At 68.5% G+C, this 18,082-nt stretch carries 20 protein-coding genes and 1 tRNA gene; 8 read left to right on the top strand and 13 right to left on the bottom strand.

All coding sequences use genetic code 11. The features are described 5' to 3' along the window. Positions 1 to 68: 68 nt before the first annotated feature. From G5C66_RS08750 to G5C66_RS08730, 5 genes are read right to left on the bottom strand one after another with little or no spacing between them, the layout of a single operon-like run. A complete protein-coding gene (locus tag G5C66_RS08750) occupies positions 69 to 668 on the bottom strand; it encodes a GNAT family N-acetyltransferase (RefSeq protein WP_165110576.1) in 600 nt (199 codons plus the stop codon). A gap of 12 nt (positions 669 to 680) precedes the next feature. Continuing rightward, complete coding sequence (locus G5C66_RS08745) at positions 681 to 1,157, bottom strand: MogA/MoaB family molybdenum cofactor biosynthesis protein (protein ID WP_165110575.1); 477 nt, start codon at positions 1,155 to 1,157, stop codon at positions 681 to 683. After that, positions 1,154 to 1,624, bottom strand: a complete 471-nt coding sequence (gene moaC / locus G5C66_RS08740) for a cyclic pyranopterin monophosphate synthase MoaC (protein ID WP_165110574.1) — start codon at positions 1,622 to 1,624, stop codon at positions 1,154 to 1,156. The genes G5C66_RS08745 and moaC overlap by 4 nt, the downstream gene beginning before the upstream one ends. Beyond that, complete coding sequence (gene glp / locus G5C66_RS08735; protein ID WP_165110573.1) at positions 1,624 to 2,832, bottom strand: molybdotransferase-like divisome protein Glp; 1,209 nt, start codon at positions 2,830 to 2,832, stop codon at positions 1,624 to 1,626. Before glp ends, moaC begins: the two co-directional genes overlap by 1 nt. Before the next feature lie 10 nt (positions 2,833 to 2,842). Further along, positions 2,843 to 4,219: a UTP--glucose-1-phosphate uridylyltransferase gene (locus tag G5C66_RS08730; RefSeq protein WP_165110572.1), complete on the bottom strand. Its 1,377-nt coding sequence runs from the start codon at positions 4,217 to 4,219 to the stop codon at positions 2,843 to 2,845. Between the two features lie 23 nt (positions 4,220 to 4,242). Here G5C66_RS08730 and G5C66_RS08725 point away from each other — a divergent pair, with 23 nt between their 5' ends. The 4 genes from G5C66_RS08725 (at position 4,243) to G5C66_RS08710 (ending at position 6,364) form a co-directional block, all read left to right on the top strand. Further along, positions 4,243 to 4,860, top strand: a complete 618-nt coding sequence (locus tag G5C66_RS08725) for a 5-formyltetrahydrofolate cyclo-ligase (RefSeq protein ID WP_338144116.1) — start codon at positions 4,243 to 4,245, stop codon at positions 4,858 to 4,860. A 59-nt stretch (positions 4,861 to 4,919) separates the two neighbouring features. After that, positions 4,920 to 5,186, top strand: a complete 267-nt coding sequence (locus G5C66_RS08720) for an FmdB family zinc ribbon protein (protein WP_165110570.1) — start codon at positions 4,920 to 4,922, stop codon at positions 5,184 to 5,186. Between the two features lie 100 nt (positions 5,187 to 5,286). After that, complete coding sequence (locus G5C66_RS08715) at positions 5,287 to 5,946, top strand: SAF domain-containing protein (protein ID WP_165110569.1); 660 nt, start codon at positions 5,287 to 5,289, stop codon at positions 5,944 to 5,946. A gap of 67 nt (positions 5,947 to 6,013) precedes the next feature. Then, positions 6,014 to 6,364 carry an MscL family protein gene (locus tag G5C66_RS08710; protein WP_165110568.1) on the top strand — a complete coding sequence of 117 codons (351 nt, stop codon included), beginning with the start codon at positions 6,014 to 6,016 and terminating at the stop codon, positions 6,362 to 6,364. Positions 6,365 to 6,387: 23 nt separating this feature from the next. On the opposite strand, the gene G5C66_RS08705 is transcribed toward G5C66_RS08710, so the two are convergent. Continuing rightward, on the bottom strand, positions 6,388 to 6,567 hold the full coding sequence (locus G5C66_RS08705) for a hypothetical protein (protein WP_165110567.1): 180 nt from the start codon (positions 6,565 to 6,567) through the stop codon (positions 6,388 to 6,390). Beyond that, entirely contained in the window at positions 6,567 to 8,648 is a 2,082-nt protein-coding gene (locus G5C66_RS26750; RefSeq protein WP_165110566.1) for an LCP family glycopolymer transferase, read from the bottom strand. Before G5C66_RS26750 ends, G5C66_RS08705 begins: the two co-directional genes overlap by 1 nt. A 203-nt stretch (positions 8,649 to 8,851) precedes the next feature. Between G5C66_RS26750 and G5C66_RS08695 the strand changes: the two genes are divergently transcribed. Continuing rightward, a tRNA-Arg gene (locus G5C66_RS08695) sits at positions 8,852 to 8,927 on the top strand. Between the two features lie 30 nt (positions 8,928 to 8,957). Here G5C66_RS08695 and G5C66_RS08690 read toward each other — a convergent pair. Beyond that, positions 8,958 to 10,133: a saccharopine dehydrogenase family protein gene (locus G5C66_RS08690; RefSeq protein ID WP_165110565.1), complete on the bottom strand. Its 1,176-nt coding sequence runs from the start codon at positions 10,131 to 10,133 to the stop codon at positions 8,958 to 8,960. A gap of 148 nt (positions 10,134 to 10,281) precedes the next feature. Here G5C66_RS08690 and G5C66_RS08685 point away from each other — a divergent pair, with 148 nt between their 5' ends. Genes G5C66_RS08685 through G5C66_RS08675 form a run of 3 tightly spaced genes read left to right on the top strand, consistent with a single transcriptional unit; the run spans position 10,282 to position 12,297 of the window. Continuing rightward, on the top strand, positions 10,282 to 11,103 hold the full coding sequence (locus tag G5C66_RS08685; RefSeq protein WP_165110564.1) for a response regulator: 822 nt from the start codon (positions 10,282 to 10,284) through the stop codon (positions 11,101 to 11,103). Positions 11,104 to 11,134: 31 nt separating this feature from the next. Continuing rightward, the gene (locus G5C66_RS08680; RefSeq protein WP_165110563.1) at positions 11,135 to 11,404 is read left to right on the top strand and encodes a DUF2277 domain-containing protein; all 270 of its coding nucleotides are present in this window, start codon (positions 11,135 to 11,137) and stop codon (positions 11,402 to 11,404) included. After that, on the top strand, positions 11,401 to 12,297 hold the full coding sequence (locus G5C66_RS08675) for a Sir2 family NAD-dependent protein deacetylase (protein WP_165110562.1): 897 nt from the start codon (positions 11,401 to 11,403) through the stop codon (positions 12,295 to 12,297). Before G5C66_RS08680 ends, G5C66_RS08675 begins: the two co-directional genes overlap by 4 nt. On the opposite strand, the gene G5C66_RS08670 is transcribed toward G5C66_RS08675, so the two are convergent. The 5 genes from G5C66_RS08670 to G5C66_RS08650 all read right to left on the bottom strand — a co-directional run bounded on the left by G5C66_RS08670 (position 12,283) and on the right by G5C66_RS08650 (position 18,012). Beyond that, positions 12,283 to 12,552 carry a hypothetical protein gene (locus G5C66_RS08670; RefSeq protein WP_165110561.1) on the bottom strand — a complete coding sequence of 90 codons (270 nt, stop codon included), beginning with the start codon at positions 12,550 to 12,552 and terminating at the stop codon, positions 12,283 to 12,285. The two genes, G5C66_RS08675 and G5C66_RS08670, sit on opposite strands and share 15 nt — an antisense overlap. A gap of 128 nt (positions 12,553 to 12,680) precedes the next feature. Further along, entirely contained in the window at positions 12,681 to 13,367 is a 687-nt protein-coding gene (locus tag G5C66_RS08665; protein WP_165110560.1) for an iron-dependent transcriptional repressor DtxR, read from the bottom strand. A 101-nt stretch (positions 13,368 to 13,468) separates the two neighbouring features. After that, a complete protein-coding gene (locus tag G5C66_RS08660; RefSeq protein ID WP_165110559.1) occupies positions 13,469 to 13,954 on the bottom strand; it encodes a MarR family winged helix-turn-helix transcriptional regulator in 486 nt (161 codons plus the stop codon). Beyond that, entirely contained in the window at positions 13,951 to 15,570 is a 1,620-nt protein-coding gene (locus G5C66_RS08655) for an MDR family MFS transporter (protein WP_165110558.1), read from the bottom strand. The genes G5C66_RS08660 and G5C66_RS08655 overlap by 4 nt, the downstream gene beginning before the upstream one ends. A gap of 477 nt (positions 15,571 to 16,047) precedes the next feature. Continuing rightward, a complete protein-coding gene (locus G5C66_RS08650; protein WP_165110557.1) occupies positions 16,048 to 18,012 on the bottom strand; it encodes an ABC transporter transmembrane domain-containing protein in 1,965 nt (654 codons plus the stop codon). Between the last annotated feature and the right edge of the window lie 70 nt (positions 18,013 to 18,082).

Raw genomic sequence — 18,082 nt, 5'->3', positions numbered from 1 at the left:
GGCGGACGTGCAGTGGTGTGTCGCGTGTGACTTGTGTGATTTCAGCAGGACACGCCGAAGTCAATGCCTCATTCAGGTGACAAACCGAGTCTGGCCAGCATTCCTTGGTGACATTCTTCAACCGTTATCGCGAAGATGCGGTGATCTCGCCAGGCACCGTCGATATGCAGAAATCGGGGCGCATATCCGATCTCGTTGATGCCCAGCTTCTCCACGACGCGGAGCGAGTTGGAGTTCTCCGGACGGATGCAGATCTCGATCCGGTGCAGCCGCGCGGTGGTGAAACAGTGGTCGATGACCAGCGCCACCGCCAGCGGCATCACGCCGCGGCCGGCGAAGCGCTGGTCGATCCAGTAGCCGATCGAGGCGAACTGCGCCGAGCCCCGCACGATGTTGTTGACCGTGACCTGACCTGCGAAGACACCGTCGACATCGATCGCGAAGGGATAGGTCGTCCCGCGCTTGGCCTGACGGCGAAGACGACGTACGAGGCTGGCGAACGTCGTGGGTCGGGCGCTCGATCCCGGCGGCACGGTCGCGTCCCACTGGTGCAGCCAGGCCGCCGACCGGCGGCGAGCCTCGGTCCAGGCCTTGGCGTCGGTGCGGTCGAGCGGGCGTACGGTCACCGCGCCGTGGGACAGCACAGCAGGCCAGCCGGGATCACTCATGAATGGTTCCACTCAGTGATCACTGCCGACCGACTGCTCCACCGCGTGGGGCAGCACCGGACGCAGCACGTCGATCGCATCCTTCACACCGCCCCGGGACCCGGGAAGGTTCACCACCACGCACGCTCCGATCTGACCGGCCAGACCGCGGGACAGTAGCGCCGTCGGGATCCCCTTGGCCACTCCGGCCGCCCGGATGCCCTCGGCGATGCCGGGGATCTCGCGGTCGAGCAGCGGACGGGTGACCTCGGGGGTGCGGTCGGTGGGGGTCAGCCCGGTGCCTCCGGTGGTGAGGACGACCCGCGCACCGGCCTTCGCCGCGCGGGCGATCGCCTCGCCGACCGGGTCGCCGTCGCGTACGACCTCGGGCGGGCCGACCACGAAACCGAGCTCTTCCAGGAAGGCGACCAGGAGGGGTCCGGTGGTGTCCTCGTAAACACCGGCCGAGGCGCGGTTGGAGGCGACGACGACGGTCGCTTTCAGGCTCATCGGGTGAAGTCCCCCGACTTTCCGCCGGTCTTCGTCTCGACCTGGATATCGGTGATGACCGCCCTCTTGTCGACGGCCTTGATCATGTCGACCACGGTCAGACCGGCGACGGCGACGGCGGTCAGCGCCTCCATCTCGACGCCGGTGCGATCGGTGGTCTTGACGGTCGCGGTGATGTCCACCGACTCGTCGGAGACGTTTAGCTCGACCTTGACGCCAGAGACCGCCAGCGGGTGGCACAGCGGGATCAGATCGGGGGTCTTCTTGGCGCCCATGATCCCGGCGATGCGGGCGACGGCGAGCGCGTCACCCTTGGGTACGCCCTCCCCGCGAAGCAGCTCGATCACCTCGGGCGAGACCAGAACCCGCCCGGACGCGGTCGCGGTGCGGGCCGTGACCGCCTTCTCGGAGACGTCGACCATCCGGGCCGCCCCGGTCTCGTCGACGTGGGTCAACCTGTCAGCCATCAGAACTCCACGTCCAGCTCGATCACGTCCACCTCGGCGCCCTTGTCCAGCGCGGTCGTCTCCGGCGGGACCACGATCAGGCAGTTCGCGCCGGCCAGGTCGCCGATCAGGTGGGAGCCCGGGCCGCCGATGGGCGAGACGCCCGCACGCGAGCCGTCGTACCACCCGCGAAGATACTGCTCCTTGCCCTTCGGGGAGCGCACGGCGTGGGTCAGGGCGGCACGGCGTACGGGGCGGGCCTCGGGGGTCATGCCCATCAGCCGGCGCAGCGCCGGCAGCACGAAGAGCTCGAACGAGACGAACGAGGAGACCGGGTTGCCGGGGAGGCACAGGACCGGCACCCGCTCCTCACCGATGCGGCCGAATCCCTGGGGCTTGCCCGGCTGCATGCTCACGGGGCCGAACCAGACGCCCTCCGGGGTCAACGCCTCCTTGACCACGTCGTAGTCGCCCATCGAGACGCCGCCGGAGGTGACCACCAGGTCGGCGCGTACGAGCTGGTCGGAGAGCGCGGTCATGAACGCCCGCGGCTCGTCGGGCACGATCCCGACGCGGTAGGCGATCGCGCCGGCTTTGCGGGCGGCGGCGGCCAGGAGGAAGGAGTTGCCGTCGTAGATCGAGTCGTGACCCAGGGTCTCCCCCGGCTCGCGCAGCTCGGTGCCGGTCGAGAGCACCACGACCCGCGGCCGCGGCCGGACCGCCACCTGCGCGCGGCCGACGGAGGCGATCAGACCGAGGTGGCGTGGACCGAGCACGGTGCCGGCAGGGATGAGCAGGTCGCCCTTGGCGACGTCCTCGCCGGCGTAGCGGACGTGCTGGGCCTCGTCGGGCGTCTGCCGGATCTCGACCTCGGCGACGCCGCGGTCGGTCCACTCGTACGGCACGACCGTGTCGGCACCCGTGGGCAGCGGCGCACCCGTCATGATCTTCGCCGCCGCACCCGGCGGGAGCGCCAGCAGCGAAGCCTGTCCGGCGCCGATCTCGCCGAGCACCGGCAACCGCACCGGCGCCTCCGCCGAGGCGGTCGCGACGTCGGCGTAGCGGACTGCGTAGCCGTCCATCGAGGAGTTGTCGAAGCCCGGCAGCGCGACCTCGGCATGGATGTCCTCGGCCGCCGCCAGCCCCAGGCAGTCCATCAGAGGCTGCGGGTAGGCCGGCATCGGCTCGAGGTCGGCCAGGATTCGCTCGCGGTATTCGGCGGGGGTCACCCCGCCAACACTAGTCGGAGAGGACCGTGGCGGGCGCGACGCGTTCGGCACTGGCGCCGTCGAGCTCGACCGCGCCGATGACCTGGACGCCCTTGCCGAAGGTCCAGTCGCCGTTGACGGTGAGGGACGACGCCTTGCGCAACGACGGGGCACCCTCGGGGAAGCGCTCGTCGAAGTTGGCGACGTACTTGTAGTAGTCGCTGTCCAGGTCGATGAACGGCACCACCTCGGCGACCTGGTCGAGCACGAAGTCCTCGCCGATGTCGTAGACGTCGGAGCGGAGCACGAGCAGGTCGTTGGTCGTCTTGACCGGCACGAACCGGTCACGGCCGACCTCGATCAGCTGCGACCCCTCGAAGACCTCGATCGCGGCGCCCATGGCGGTCTCGATCTGGATGACCTTCGGGGTCTTCGGGTCCGAGGGGTCGACGGTCTTCTCGTTGCGGATCAGCGGCAGGCCGAGAATGCCGTCGCGCTCGGTGAGGACCTTCTTGAGCGCCTTGAGGTCGAACCAGATGTTGTTGGTCGAGCAGTACTTGTGGCGGCTGAGGTCCTGCAGCGCCACCTTGTCCTCGTCACGCGTCTGCGCGGTCTCACGGAGGATGAGGCGGCCGTCGGACTTGCGGCGCGCGAAGTGGCCGCCCTTGCGGTCGCTCGGGGTGCGGCGTACGGCCTCGATGGCGAAGGGCGCTCCGCTCTTCGCGAACCAGCCGGCGACCTTCTCGTCGGGGACGGCGCCGAGGTTGTCGGAGTTGGAGACGAAGACGCGCTCGTAGCCCTGCTCGATGAGCAGGTCGAGGAGGCCGGTGTCGAGCAGGGCGGTGTAGATGTCGCCGTGGCCGGGCGGGCACCACTCGAGCTCGGGGTCCTTGGGCCACTCGACCGGGGTCAGGTCGTCGGCGAGCAGGCGCGGCTCGCGGTTCTGCAGGAACTCCAGCGGCAGACCCTCCACCGGCAGGTCCTGGTAGCGCTCGAGCGCGGCCAGGCTGTCCTCGGAGGTGCGGAAGGAGTTCATCAGCAGCAGCGGGAGACGTACGTCGTAGGTCTTGCGCATGTGCAGGATCTGGCGGGCGATCACGTCGAGGAAGCTCAGCCCCTTGCGCACGCACAGCAGCGACTTCGCACGGTCCATGCCCATCGAGGTGCCGAGACCGCCGTTGAGCTTGATCACCGCGGTGGTCGAGATGGCGGCGTGCGCCTCGTCGTCGCTGACCTCGGCGTCGTGGATCGACGGGATGTCCACCGGCTCGATCGTGTCCTCCGGGATCATCCCGGTCTCACCGTGCTCGAGCTGGCGGTAGTAATGTGCGAACGTCTGCACGGCGACGTCATCCACGCCGGCGTCGCGCATCTTCGCCATCGCCTTGGCCAAACCTGGGCTACCCATAGAGGAAAGCCTAGGCTGTCGTTGTGTCGCGTTCACACACCCCTCCGGGTTCTGATGGTCCAGCCCCCGCTGACTTCGTGGGGCGCAAGACTGCCTTACGCGACCAGTTGTTGACTACCCGGGGGCGTATCGGGCTCCCCCGGCTCGGCTCGCTGGCTCGCTCGCTGTCACAAGTGGTCACTGCTATTCCAGACGTGCGCAGCGCCGCAACGGTTGCGCTCTACGTCTCGATCGGCAGCGAACCGGGCACCGGACCTCTTATCGACGAGCTGGACGCGGCCGGGAAACGCATCCTGCTTCCGTGCCTGCTGCCGGACAACGACCTGGACTGGGCCGTCTATGACGGAGAGCTGGTCCGGGCGGCTCGCGGGCTGCTGGAGCCGGGCGGCGAGCGGTTGGGGGTCTCCGCGATCGCCGGCGCCGACGTCGTTCTCGTCCCGGGCCTGGCCGTCGACGCGCAGGGGCATCGGATGGGCCGGGGCGGCGGCTCGTACGACCGCACCCTCTCCCGAGTGCCTGCGGGAACCTTTACCTGCGCACTTCTCTATCCGTGGGAGATCGGGGTCCCGGTGCCGGTGGAGCCGCACGACCGGGCCGTGGCGGCGGCCGCGAGCGCGGAGGGAATGCGGCGCTTCTCCTAGGCGTTCGCTAATATTGGCAGTCGCACCCGTCGAGTGCCAGATTCTGTTCTAGGAGAAACGTGCCCACCTATCAGTACGCCTGCACCGAGTGCGGCCACGCCTTCGATCAGTTCCAGAGCTTCAGCGACGCCTCGCTGACCGAGTGCCCCGAGTGCGGCGGCAAGCTGCGCAAGGTCTTCAGCGCGGCCGGCGTCGTCTTCAAGGGCTCCGGTTTCTACCGCACCGACTCCCGCTCCGGCTCGTCGTCGACGTCCTCCACGTCCTCGACCACCTCGTCCTCGAGCACCTCCTCGCCGGCCCCGGCGGCCTCCGGCTCCTCGGACTGATTCCGCCCGCCACGTCGGTTATCCACAGGATCATCCACATCCTCAGCCCGGCTGTGGATAGCGAGATGCAGGAATCTCGGGCGCGTCTTAGCGTGCCCGCATGTTCACTCGAATCACGTCCTTCACCCGCCGTGTACGCCGCGGGGTCCTCGCTCATCGGCGCCTGCTGGCGTTCCTGCTGACCGCCTCGGCGGTCGCGATCGGGTTCTCGGCCACCCGGCCGGACCCACCCGACACCTCGACGATGGCGGTCGCCTCCCGAGATCTGCCGGTCGGCACGGTCCTCACCGCTGCCGACCTGACCGACATCGAGACCGACCCCGACAGCGTGCCCGCCGACCTCGCCGAGGCGCCGCTCGGGGAGCGCCTCGCGGCTCCGCTGCGGCGGGGCGAGCCGGTCACCGACGTACGTCTGGTGGGTCCGGAGCTCACCGAGGGACACCCCGATCTGGTGGCGGTGCCGGTCCGGCTCCCCGATGCCGAGATGGCCGGCCTGCTCCACGTCGGCGACACGGTCGACCTCTACGCCACCGACCCTGCCACCGCCGAGACCGCCCGGGTCACCACCGACACGCTGATCCTCGGCCTCCCGCAGGCCGCCGAGGCGAACGGCGATGATGCTGTGACACAAGGAAAGACCGAAGGGTTTGGCGTCACGAACACTTCGGCGGGGCGTCTGGTCATCGTCGGAGTCGCCGCGAACAGCGTCGAGGACGTCACATCTGCAGGGGTGGGTGGCTATCTCACCTTCGCGTACTGACGCCCTGCGCACGCCATATCCGGGGTCTCCTTCACCTCACACAATGCGCAACAGGAGAAAGCAAGACATGGACGGTTTCAAGAAGTTCCTGCTCCAGGGCGACCTGATCAAACTCGCGGTCGCCTTCATCATGGGCGGCGCGTTCGCCACCGTTGTGACCGCGACGGTCGACGTCATCATGGACCTGCTCGGCAAGCTCGGCGGCACGCCGGACTTCTCGAACTATGAGCCGGGTGGCGTCAGCGTCGGCGCGTGGCTGACCGCGGTGATCGCCTTCCTCATCATGGCCGCGGTCGTCTACTTCCTGATCGTGAAGCCCTACACCCACGCCAAGGAGCGCTTCTTCCCGGACCCCGACCCGGGCGAGACCGAGGTCGACATCCTCAAGCAGATCCGCGACAGCCTCAGCGCCCGCTGACCCGTTCGCGCCCAGGTGCCGTCTCACCCACCGTGGTGAGGCGGCACCTGCGATTTCAGCCAGCGGTCCGACGCCGACTCCCCCGACTCGGCAGACTGCTCCTGCTCGTCCTGGGTCGTCTCGGGAAGCTCGTCACCGAAGATCCGCGCCAGCCGCTGCTTGCGCTTCCACTCCGGCTCCTTGGGCTCGTCGGTGTCCGACATCAGCACAGTCCGGCGCGCTCGCGTGCTGCCTTCGCCTCTTCGGCGATCTGGGCGAGCTCTTCCTCGGTGGCACCGCTGCTGGCACCGTCCGACGCCGTGCCGGACGCGTTGTCCGACGACTCGCCGGACTCGGCCTCTTCGGTCGGCGTCGTCTCCGCGGTCTCGCCATCGGTCGCGTCCGTCGCGTCGCCCTCCGGCGCCTTGCCGCCCGAGCTCTTGCTCTTCTTGCCGGACGCCTCACCGGCGTCCAGGGCCCCGGCCGCGATCTTCTTGGTCAGCGGCTTGTCGTTGGCGATGGCCTTGAAGACGTTCTTGGCCTTCTCCTCGTCGAGGACGACGGTGGCTTCCGGATTCTCGGGGTCGGGGACTGTCGGGATGGTGAGGAACTTGATGTTCTCCATCCCGATGCTCTGGAACCCAGAGCCGATCTTCGCCATCGTGTCGAGGTTGTCCTTCAGACCCTCGTCCATGGTCAGGCCCTTGGTCGCAGCGTTGAGGAAGCTGAGCACCTTTGTGGGGCTCGACAAGGTGTCGCCGGAAAGCAGCTTGGCCGCCATGGACCCGATGAACGCCTGCTGGCGCTTCGACCGGTCGAGATCGCCACCATCACCCAGCCCGTGTCGCAGGCGGACATAGTTGAGGGCCTGTTTGCCCGTCAGCGTCTGCTTGCCAGCATCGAAGTGAGCGCCGGTGTACTTGTCATCGACCTCTTCAGGAATACAGACGTCGACTCCGTCGATGGCATCGACCATGCCCTTGAAGCTGGCGAAGTCGACCACCACGAGATGGTTGACGGTGATGTCGCACTTCTCACCGCACATCTCGCTGGCGACTGACTCGAGTTGGGTGATGGTGCAGGTCGGACCTGCGGTCGCGTATGCGGCATTCCACCGGACGTACTCAGCAGGCGCCGTCTCCCCGTCCTCGGTCTTGCAGGAGGGCCGGTTCACCATCGTGTCGCGCGGGATCGAGACACCGTAGGCGAACTTCCGGTTGGCGGACAGGTGCAGCAGGATGTTGGTGTCCGAGCCACCGCCGCTCTCACCGTCGACGCCACACCCCTTGCAGTCGCGGCTGTCCGAGCCCATCACGAGGATGTTGATCGGCTCCTTCGGACCGAGATCGGCGGCCTCTTCACCGAGGCTGACGGTGTTGATGTTCGACCGCAGATCGCGGTAGGTGTAGACGACGAACAGCCCGACGATCAACGCCAGCACGAGCAGCGTCGAGCTGAGCACCTGCCACACACTGATCCGCGGCTTGTCGCGGTCCTCGCGCTCGTCGGGATACGGGGCGTACGGCTCGTCGTAGCCGCCCCGGTAGTCGTCATAGGACTCGTCGTCGTCATACCCGGACGCGTACGCAGCGCTCCGACGCCCCGAGGCGGGGTAGGCCTCGTGCCGCGCCTCGTGCAGCTCGTCGCGTGAGGTCGTGCGTCCCCGAGGCCGGTCGGTGGGTGCGGGGGCGTTCCAGTCGAACTCGCGAGCGGCCGGCGGGGCGAACTGCTGGTCGGGAGCCTTGGGTGCGGGCGGGGCCGGCTGGGGATCCTGGCGATACCACTCCTGCGCGGGTGCGACCGCGGTCTCCTCGACGGAAGGGGCGGGGGCAGGCGGCGGAGGCACCTGGCGCGCCGGACGCGCGGTCTCGCGCATCGGTGGGGCGACGGCGGTCGCCTCCGGGTCGCTCCACTCCTGCGGAGCCGGCGGGGCAGGGGTCGGCGTCGCACCCGCGCTTCCCCGGCCCATCGCCTGATAGCGCTCGGCCCGGGTCGGCTCCCGCCGCACCGGTTCGACGCGCAACGGCTCGATGCGTGGCTGTTCGGCGACGGAGGGCTCGACCGGAGCCTGCTCCGGCCGGACCGGACGCGCGGCCCGACGACCGCCACCCGAGGATCCCGGCCCCGGAGGCGGCGGCGACACGAACTCCGACTGCGGACGCGCTGCCCGCCGGCCACCGCCAGGCTCGACCGACGGCTGGTCGGTCGGTACGTCGGCGGCCCGGGCTCCACGACCGGAACGAGTCCCCCCGGACTCGTTGTCCGCAGCCTCGTCGCCGCCGTACATCCATTCGAATCCGGACACGCCCGAGCCAGAATCCGCACCCCCACGTCGGGGAGGCAGGGAGGGGTCAGGCATAGATCACCGTCACTCGTCGCTTGTCATCGGGGGGATTCGGGTTGAGTCGACGGTGACTCAACCTACGCGAGGGCCCCAAGTTTGGCCCCTGACCGCATCGAACCCCAAACCGTAGTATTACCCGCCACCATGGCAAGATATCTGCGAATGCCCCAGTAGCTCAGTGGATAGAGCAGCCGCCTCCTAAGCGAAAGGTCGCAAGTTCGACTCTTGCCTGGGGCACCAGTTCCACACATATCCCTATAGCCCCGCGCCCTACGAGCCGTCGACCACCTCGAACCGGATACCTGCAGCCTGCAGGCGATCGAGCAGCGCGTCGCCCATGGCGACCGCGGTGGTGACCGACCCGGAGGTCTCGGGGAGCGTGTCGAAGGCGAGGCACAGCGCCGACTCGGCGAGCATCTTGGCCGTCTCCGTGTAGCCGGGGTCGCCGCCGGACACCTTGGTGCGGATCTTCCGGCCGTCGGTCTCGGCGACGAAGTCCACGGTGAACCAGGACTTCTCGCGACGTGCCTCGGAAGGCCCGGTGCCCTGCTTGACCCGCTCGCCGAGCTTGGCCCGCAGCGGTGGCACCTGCATCGCGGCGGCGAGGCCACCGACGCCGATCGCACCGCCGACGGCGTACCTCAGCGTCTTGGTGCCGGCGAAGTGAGAGTAGGTGAACGCCGGACCGTACGCCTCCAGTGCCCGCCCGGAGCGGGCGACGATCGTCGGGTCGATGGTCGGCAGCGGCAGCAGCCAGTAGCCGAGCTCGCTGTCGCGGCCCACGCGTGGCTTCGCCGATCGAGACGTACGTCCCTCCGGCCGCACCTCGAGCGCCCGGCGCTCGCGCGACGCGGCCGCCATCTCACGGGGCCGCGACATCTGTCCCAGCGCCGAGTGGAAGGTGCCGCCGGAGAAGGTGGCGTTGGTGCGTACGACGCCTCTCATCGTCAGCGGCTCGGTGATCTCGCCGCCGGCGGCGAGCTCGCGCACCGTGTAGTAGGCGCCGAGGTCGTGCGGGATCGAGTCGAACCCGCAGGCGTGCACGATCCGGGCGCCGTTGGCGCGGGCCGTGGCGTCATACATCACGAACATCCGGTCGACGAACTCTGGCTCTCCGGTGAGGTCGACGTAGTCGGTGCCGGCCTCCGCGCAGGCCTTGACCAGGGGCTCGCCGAACTCGAGGTAGGGCCCGACCGTGGTGATCACGACCCGCGCACGGGCTGCCAACGTCGCCAATGAGGCGGAGTCGTTCACATCGGCCTGGATGAGCTCGACGTCCGCGGACCCGAGTCCGTCCCGAACGGTCTCGAGGCGCGACATCGAGCGGCCGGCGAGCGCCCAGCGCAGCCCGTCGGGGGCGTTCTCGGCGAGATACTCGGCGACCAGACCGCCGGTGAACCCGGTCGCACCGAACAGGACGATGTCGAGATCGCGAGAAGTCGTCATGGCCGATACCTTTCCAGAAGCGACGAAATCCGAGACGGCACGGGTATCTGAGTGATCAAATGTTGCATCAATAGGGATACGCTTGAGCGGTTTCTTTCGGCACCATCCCCGACGACGAGATGAGTGAGACGAGCCTGTGGGTGACGCGGTGATCAGCGTTCTGCTGGCCGACGGTCACGACGTCGTGCGTGTCGGTGTGCGCACGGTGCTGCAGCGGGAGTCCGACATCGAGATCGTCGGCGAGGCCCGCACCGCCGCCGAGGCACGCCCGCTGATCGCGACGCTCCGCCCTGACGTACTCATCCTCGACGCTCACCTCCCCGACTCCTCCGGGGTCGCGCTGTGCCGCGAGGCGCTGGCGATGAAGAGCGACATCCGCTGCATGATCCTGGCCACCGACGCCGAGGACGAGGTGATGAGCCAGGCGATCATGGCCGGTGCGGCCGGCTATGTGCTCAAGCAGATCGAGGCGTCGAGCCTGGTCTCCGGTGTACGCCTGGTCGCCAGCGGCCACACCCTCTTCGACCCCGAGGCGGCCGCCAAGGTGGTCCACAACGTCGAGGAGCGCCGCCGGATGCACGAGGTCGTCGCCGAGCTGACCCCGCAGCAGCGGCGGATCCTGGTCCTGCTCGCCGAGGGCATCTCCAACCGGCAGATCGCCGACCGGCTGGTGCTGGCGGAGAAGACCGTCAAGAACCACATCACCGGACTCCTCGCCAAGCTCGGCGTCAGCCACCGCACCCAGGCGGCGCTGATGGCGAGCCAGCTGCTCGAGGACGGCGTCGTGCCCCGCCCGGCACCCCCGGGCGACGACGCCCGGCAGGCCAGGGGCACGACCAAGGGGGCCGGCTCCAACGGCGGCTCCAACGGCGGCCCCAACGGCGGTTCCAACGGCGGTTCCAACGGCGGCCCGGTGCCCCCGCTGCCGCGAGGACAGGCCCCGTCGCGCACACCCGGCCGATCCCGGTGAACATCGCGGCGATCCGAGTACCGTTGATGGCATGTGCCGCAACATCCGCCCGCTCCACAACTTCGAGCCGCCTGCCACCAACGACGAGGTCACCGCTGCCGCGCTGCAGTTCGTACGCAAGGTGAGCGGCACCACGAAGCCTTCTGCCGCCAACCAGGAGGCCTTCGACCGCGCCGTCGCCGAGATCGCCCACGTCACGCAGCATCTCCTCGACGAGCTGGTCACCAACGCCCCCAAGAAGAACCGCGAGGTCGAGGCGGCGAAGCGCAAGGCTCGCGCCGAGGCGAGGTACGCCTCGTGACCCTCGCCGCGGAGGCGAGCAGCACCGATTCGTACGCAGCCGCCCTGGCCCTCCTCCAGGACCGGCGCCTCGTGGTGCTGACCGGCGCCGGCGTCTCGACCGACTCCGGGATCCCCGACTACCGCAGCCCGGGCAGCCCGGCGCGGCAGCCGATGACCTACCAGCAGTTCGTCTCGGGCCCGCGGGAGCGGCAGCGCTACTGGGCGCGCAGCCACCTCGGCTGGCGGCGGATGGGCAGCGCCGTGCCGAACGCCGGCCATCGCGCGCTGGCCGCGATCGACCCCGAGCTGCTGATCACCCAGAACGTCGACGGGCTCCACGAGCAGGCGGCGCCGGAGCTGGCCAGGAGCGGCCGAATCGTGCCGCTCCACGGCCGGGTGGCGGACGTCATCTGCCTGTCCTGTCGCACGCTCAGCCCGCGCCGCGCCCTCCAAGAGCGGATGGAGGCGCTCAACGCGGGCTGGGCCGAGGCGCACGCGGACGTGGAGTCCCGGCCCGACGGCGACGTCGCCCTCGAGGAGACGCAGGACTTCGTCGTCCCCGACTGCGAGGTCTGCGGCGGCATCCTCAAGCCCGACGTCGTCTTCTTCGGGGAGAACGTGCCGAAGGAGCGGGTCGCCCGGTGCATGGAGGCGGTCGACGCCCTCGCCGACACCCGCGGCGAGCAGCACGAGGGGAAGGGCGGCGTGCTGCTCGTCGCGGGCTCGAGTCTGGCGGTGATGAGTGGCTATCGGTTCGTGCGCCGGGCGGCGAAGGCCGGGACCCCGGTCGTCATCGTCAACCGTGGTGCCACCAGGGGTGACGGGGAGGCTACGTACAAGCTGGAGGTGGGGACCAGCGAGTTCCTCACCGACGTGGCACAGAGCAGAATCGGAGGATCAGGCAGAGCGTGACTGCATCGGCAGGCCTGCCATCCGGCCGGCGGCCTCGTCGACCGAGAGTCTGGCTCCGATGAAGAAGTGGTAGACCGGGCCTTCGTCGATCAGCAGCACCTTCGCGCTGTGGAACTCACCGCCGAGGTCGGTGAGGACGATCTCCTCGCCACGCTCGAGGTGACGTGTCAGGCCGGTGTCGGTGTGGTGGACGGCGACTGGGCGGAACGTCTCATCCAGCTCGCGACCGCGAGCGGGCAGATGAACGACCTCCATAGAGCTCTCCCCTCCGGAGACCCCCGCAAGTCTCGACATGACAACCGCTGAAGATCTCTCTCCAGCAGGCCCCGCACGTCAAACCTAAGCATTCAGGACCTAATCGGTCCAGAGGAGTGTGCCAGTTTTTAGAGAGCCTTCACGAAGATGTGGTCCGCGGCCTCGGGGATGATCTCTGCGGTCTCGCCACCCGAGCCGAGCAGCACCCCGTCGGGGGTCGCCTTGATGGCGACGGTCTGGTCCGGGGTCGCGCCGACCCGGCGCAGGGCGCTCATCAGCGACTCGTCCTTCTGCATCTCCTCGGAGATGCGGCGCACCAGGACGGTGGCGCGCTCGGAGCCCGCGGCAGCGGTCAGCGACTGCACGCCGGCCATGAAGTCCTCGTCCGCGGGCTTGCCGCCGAGCTCGTCGAGGCCGGGGATCGGGTTGCCGTAGGGCGACTCGGTCGGGTCGCCGAGAAGGTCGAGCAGGCGCTTCTCCACGGTCTCCGACATGACGTGCTCCCAGCGGCACGCCTCCTCGTGGACGAGCTCCCAGTCGAGACCGATGACGTCGGTGAGCAGGCGCTCGGCCAGCCGGTGCTTGCGCATCACCCGGGTGGCCAGCCGCAGGCCCTCGTCGGTGAGCTGCAGGTGGCGGTCGCCCTCGACCGTCAGCAGACCGTCGCGCTCCATCCGGGCCACGGTCTGCGAGACCGTGGGACCCGACTGGTGCAGGCGCTCGGCGATGCGGGCGCGCAGCGGAACGATTCCCTCTTCGACCAGCTCATAGATGGTGCGAAGGTACATCTCGGTGGTATCGATGAGATCGCTCACGGGCTAATCCTACATCCTTGAATCAGTCAAAAAAACCGAACCCAGCAGGGTGTGTCTCGGACGACGTCGACCTGCAGGAGAGATCATCACGGCGCGATCCCCTAGGAGCCCTGGCGTTCGAGGGCTTCGTTGTATCTGGAAAGCATAGCGCTGAGCCGGTCGATGTCGCCGGGACTCCAGTCGGCCAGCCGGTCGTTGAAACGTACGCGGCGCTCCCGCGCGACACGGTCGAGCCGTTCGCGCGCCTCGGCGGTCACCGAGACCAAGCTGGCCCGGCCGTCCTCGGGATCAGGGTGACGCTCGAGCAGGCCGAGGTCGACGATCGTCTGCACCATCCGACTGACGGCACCCTTGTCGATGCCGAGTGCGTCGACCAGGGCGGAGGCACGCAGCGGACCGTGCTCGGCGACCCAGGTCAGCAGCATGTAGCCGCCCGGCGGCAGGTCGGGGTGGACCATCCGGCCGCGGTCGCGCATGGCCCGCTTCGCTCGCCGCATGAGCACGCCGACCTCGGCCTCCAGCCGGATCAGCGACTCCACCCTGGTGTCGTCGATCGAGTCGTCCGCGACGGGCTCGTCAGCTGTCATGTCCGCAGGGCTCCCTCGGCCTCGATCTCGGCCTCAGCGGGGGCCTTCTCCTCGGGGAGATCGTCGACGGTCGTCTTGAGCGGGACCTCCTTGATGCCCACGATAGCGACCAGCGCGAGCAGGGCGCACGGGATGGCCACCAGGAAGAGGTCGGCGGTCGCCACGGCGAAGGCGTGCTCGTAGAGGGCCTGCATCGGTGCAGGCATGCTCGCCGGGTCGGCGAGCCCACCGCTCTGCAGGCTCTGCAGCTCGTCGCGCGTGACCTGTCCGTTGGCCACCAGGTCGGGGATGCCGTCGGTGATGACGTCCTCGACCCGGTGGGAGAGCACGGCGCCGAGCGCGGCGATGCCCATCGAGCCGCCCATCGACCGGAAGAAGGCGACGACCGAGGAGCCGGCGCCCATGTCCTTGTTGTCGAGGTTGTTCTGCACCGCGAGCACGAGGTTCTGGTTGGTGGCACCGACGCCGAGGCCGACGACGGCCATGAAGGCACCGACCAGGGCGAGGTTGGTGTGCTCGTCGATCGTGCTGAGCAGGTAGAGCCCGATCGGCAGCATGACACCGCCGAAGAGCAGGTAGCGCTTCCAGCGCCCGGTCGAGCTGATCAGGCGTCCGGTGACCATGCCGGCGACGGAGAGCCCGAGCACCATGCAGATCGACATCAGGCCGGCGTGGGTCGGCGTCATCCCACGGGCGGTCTGGAAGTACTGCTGCAGGTAGACCGTCGCGCCGAACATGCCGGCACCGACGAAGAACGAGGCGAGCGTGGAGAGCACCATGGTGCGGTCGCGGAAGAGCCGCAGCGGGATGATCGGCTCCTTGGCGAACCTGCCCTCGACCAGGATCGCGACGGCGAGCACGACGAGGCTGCCTGCCACCAGGACGTACGACATCAGCGAGGTCCACTGGAAGGACTCGCCGCCCAGAGTGACCCAGATGAGCAGCATCGAGACACCGGCGACCAGCAGGAACGCACCGAGGTAGTCGATGCTGACCTCGCGGCGTACGTGCGGGAGATGCAGGGTCTTCTGCAGCAGGATGAAGGCGACCACGGCGAACGGGACGCCGACGTAGAAGACGCCGGGCCAACCCACCGGGGAGTCGACGATCACGCCGCCCACGAGCGGGCCGATGACCGTGGCCAGCGCGAAGACGGCGCCGATGTAGCCGGAGTAGCGGCCGCGTTCACGCGGGGAGACGATCATCGCGATGATCACCTGGATCAGCGCGACGATGCCGCCCATGCCGAGGCCGGCGATGACGCGGCCGGTGATGATGACCGGCATCGACGGCGCCAGACCACAGATCGCCGAGCCGATGATGAACAGGCCGAGCGCGACCTGGACCAGGACCTTCTTGTTGTAGAGGTCGGCGAGCTTTCCCCAGATCGGCGTGGTCGCGGTCATCGCCAGCATGCTCGAGACGACGATCCAGGTGTAGCCACCCTGGGTGCCGTCGAGGTCGGTGACGATCCGCGGCAGGGCGTTGGCGACCGACGTGCTGGACAGCATGGCGACGAAGAGCGCCATCAGCAGGCCCGAGAGGACCTCCATGATCTGGCGGTGGGTCATCTCCGGCGCCGCGATGGCCTGCGAAGGCTGCTGGGACTCTGACAAGTGTGGACCTCACGAGGAACTGGTTGAATATCGGCAACCAATGTACCTCCGTTTAGTTGCTAAACGCAACTTGTCCTGGGTTCGCCCAGTCACGCGCCCGAAAACGGGGCGACCCGCAGGCGGGCCTGGTGGCCGACCCGGTGGATGAGTCCGGTACGCCTGCGGGTCGGGTGGCTGCCGTTGGATTGCCAGCTCCCCATCCATCGTTGGAGGGCTGCTAGCGAGCAGCCACCTCACGCATCCAATCGTTCTTCATCTGATCGGATCACCTCCTTTCCCGTGTGCCTCAACGGTAGGCGTCGAGGCGATCCGGGTTCAAAGGGTTTTAATTGCCGCTGGTTGAGCCGCGAGCGCCAGCGAGCGTGTCGAAACCAACACAGTCCCCTCGGCACTCCCTAGGACTGTGTTGGTCTCGACCCGCCCGTCGCCCGACCTCTTCGGGTTAGCGGCGTGCTCGCAAGCTCGCACACCGCTACCTCAGACCTCCACGATCGGGTGGCTGAACTGCGACTGGTAGAGCTCGGCGTACGCCCCGCCGGCCTCGAGCAGCTCGGCGTGGTTGCCCTGCTCGACGATGGCGCCGTCGCGCATGACCAGGATCAGGTCGGCGTCGCGGATCGTGGAGAGCCGGTGGGCGATCACGAAGGACGTACGGTCCGAGCGCAGTGCCGCCATGGCGTGCTGCAGCAGCAGCTCGGTGCGGGTGTCGACCGAGGAGGTCGCCTCGTCGAGGATCAGCAGCGAGGGCTCGGCGAGGAAGGCCCGGGCGATCGTGACCAGCTGCCGCTCGCCCGCCGACAGGTTGCCGCCCTGGTCGGTGATCAGCGTGTCGTAGCCGTCGGGGAGCGAGTGCACGAACCTGTCGACGTACGTCGCCCGGGCCGCCTCGAGAAGCTCCTCGTCGGTCGCGGACGGCCGGCCGTAGCGGATGTTGTCGCGGATCGTGCCCTCGAAGAGCCAGGTGTCCTGGAGCACCATGCCGGTGCGACCGCGCAGGTCGGAGCGGGGCATCGAGGAGATGTCGACGCCGTCCAGGGTGATCCGGCCGGCGTCGAGCTCGTAGAACCGCATGATCAGGTTGACCAGCGTGGTCTTGCCGGCGCCGGTCGGACCGACGATCGCGACGGTCTGCCCGGGACGGGCCACCAGCGACAGGTCTTCGATGAGCGGCTTGTCCTTGTCGTAGGCGAAGGAGACGTGCTCGAAGCGGACCTCGCCGGCGCCCTCGGCTCCCGTCCCGGGTGTGCCGACCTCGGACGACTGCTCCTCGGCGTCGAGCAGCTCGAAGACACGCTCGGCCGACGCGACACCCGACTGGAGCAGGTTCATCATCGAGGCGAGGGTGGTGATGGGCTGGGTGAACTGGCGCGAGTACTGGATGAAGGCCTGCAGCTCGCCCAGGCTCAGGGTGCCGCTGGCGACCCGGAGGGACCCGACGACGCACACCACCACGAACATCAGGTTGCCGACGAACATCATCAGCGGCATCAGGATCCCGCTGATGAACTGGGCCTTGAAGGCCGCGTCGAAGAGCTTGTCGTTCTCCTCGGCGAAGGTCTTCTCGACCTCCTCCTGGCGACCGAAGACCTTGACCAGGTCGTGGCCCGAGAAGGTCTCCTCGATGTGGCCGTTGAGCTTGCCGGTGCTGCGCCACTGCGCCACGAACTGCCCCTGCGACCGCTTCATCACCGCACCCGTCACCACCAGCGAGACCGGCACCGCGAGCAGCGCGATCAGGGCCAGGACCGGGCTGATCCAGAACATCATGAACAGCACCGTGACCAGCGTGAACAACGCGGTCAGCACCTGGCTGAACGTCTGCTGCAGTGTCTGGCTGATGTTGTCGATGTCGTTGGTGACGCGGCTGAGCAGCTCGCCTCGCGGCTGCTTGTCGAAGTAGGACAGCGGGACGCTGTGCACCTTCTTCTCGACGTCCTCGCGCAGGCCCCTCACGGTGCCCTGGACGACCGAGTTGAGGATCCAGCCCTGCACGAAGGCGAGCAGCGAGGCGACGAGATAGACGGCGAGCACCACCATCAGGGCGTTCCGCAGCGCGTCGAAGTCGACGCCCTGGCCCGGGGTGACGTAGTCCATCCCGGAGAGCATGTCGGCGAGCTTGTCGTCACCCTGCGCCCGCAGGCCCTCGACCGCCTCCTCCTGGGTCACCCCGGCCGGCAGCTCCCGGGAGAAGACGCCGCCGAAGATGATGTTGGTCGCCTTGCCGAGCAGCCACGGACCCAGCGACATCAGCGTCACGCTGATCGCAGCGAGGACGACAGTCGCGAAGGCGTGGATCTTGTAGGGCGCCATCCGTCGCAGCAGCCGCTTGGCCGAGGGGACGAAGTTCATCGCCTTGTCCCCCACCGCGCCGCCCGCGCCCATCGGACCGGGGCCGCCCTGGGGACGTACGATCCGCTCGGTCTTCTTCATGGTCTCGGTCATGCCGCCGCCTCCGTCGAAAAGAGCAAAGAATACGGACGCGGCCGCCTGAGGCCTATGGTCGCTCGCTGGC

Source organism: Nocardioides turkmenicus, assembly GCF_011045035.1.
In the GTDB taxonomy this organism is placed as follows: Bacteria; Actinomycetota; Actinomycetes; order Propionibacteriales; family Nocardioidaceae; genus Nocardioides; species Nocardioides turkmenicus.
The sequence above is the reverse complement of the archived record's forward strand: the minus strand, read 5'-3'. Positions and strand labels throughout refer to the sequence as shown.

Coding starts and splice junctions, on each gene's coding strand:
- G5C66_RS08750 (WP_165110576.1), bottom strand. CDS start 668: ATGAGTGATCCCGGCTGGCCTGCTGTGCTGTCCCACGGCGCGGTGACC.
- G5C66_RS08745 (WP_165110575.1), bottom strand. CDS start 1,157: ATGAGCCTGAAAGCGACCGTCGTCGTCGCCTCCAACCGCGCCTCGGCC.
- moaC (WP_165110574.1), bottom strand. CDS start 1,624: ATGGCTGACAGGTTGACCCACGTCGACGAGACCGGGGCGGCCCGGATG.
- G5C66_RS08730 (WP_165110572.1), bottom strand. CDS start 4,219: ATGGGTAGCCCAGGTTTGGCCAAGGCGATGGCGAAGATGCGCGACGCC.
- G5C66_RS08715 (WP_165110569.1), top strand. CDS start 5,287: ATGTTCACTCGAATCACGTCCTTCACCCGCCGTGTACGCCGCGGGGTC.
- G5C66_RS08710 (WP_165110568.1), top strand. CDS start 6,014: ATGGACGGTTTCAAGAAGTTCCTGCTCCAGGGCGACCTGATCAAACTC.
- G5C66_RS08705 (WP_165110567.1), bottom strand. CDS start 6,567: ATGTCGGACACCGACGAGCCCAAGGAGCCGGAGTGGAAGCGCAAGCAG.
- G5C66_RS08690 (WP_165110565.1), bottom strand. CDS start 10,133: ATGACGACTTCTCGCGATCTCGACATCGTCCTGTTCGGTGCGACCGGG.
- G5C66_RS08680 (WP_165110563.1), top strand. CDS start 11,135: ATGTGCCGCAACATCCGCCCGCTCCACAACTTCGAGCCGCCTGCCACC.
- G5C66_RS08670 (WP_165110561.1), bottom strand. CDS start 12,552: ATGGAGGTCGTTCATCTGCCCGCTCGCGGTCGCGAGCTGGATGAGACG.
- G5C66_RS08660 (WP_165110559.1), bottom strand. CDS start 13,954: ATGACAGCTGACGAGCCCGTCGCGGACGACTCGATCGACGACACCAGG.
- G5C66_RS08650 (WP_165110557.1), bottom strand. CDS start 18,012: ATGACCGAGACCATGAAGAAGACCGAGCGGATCGTACGTCCCCAGGGC.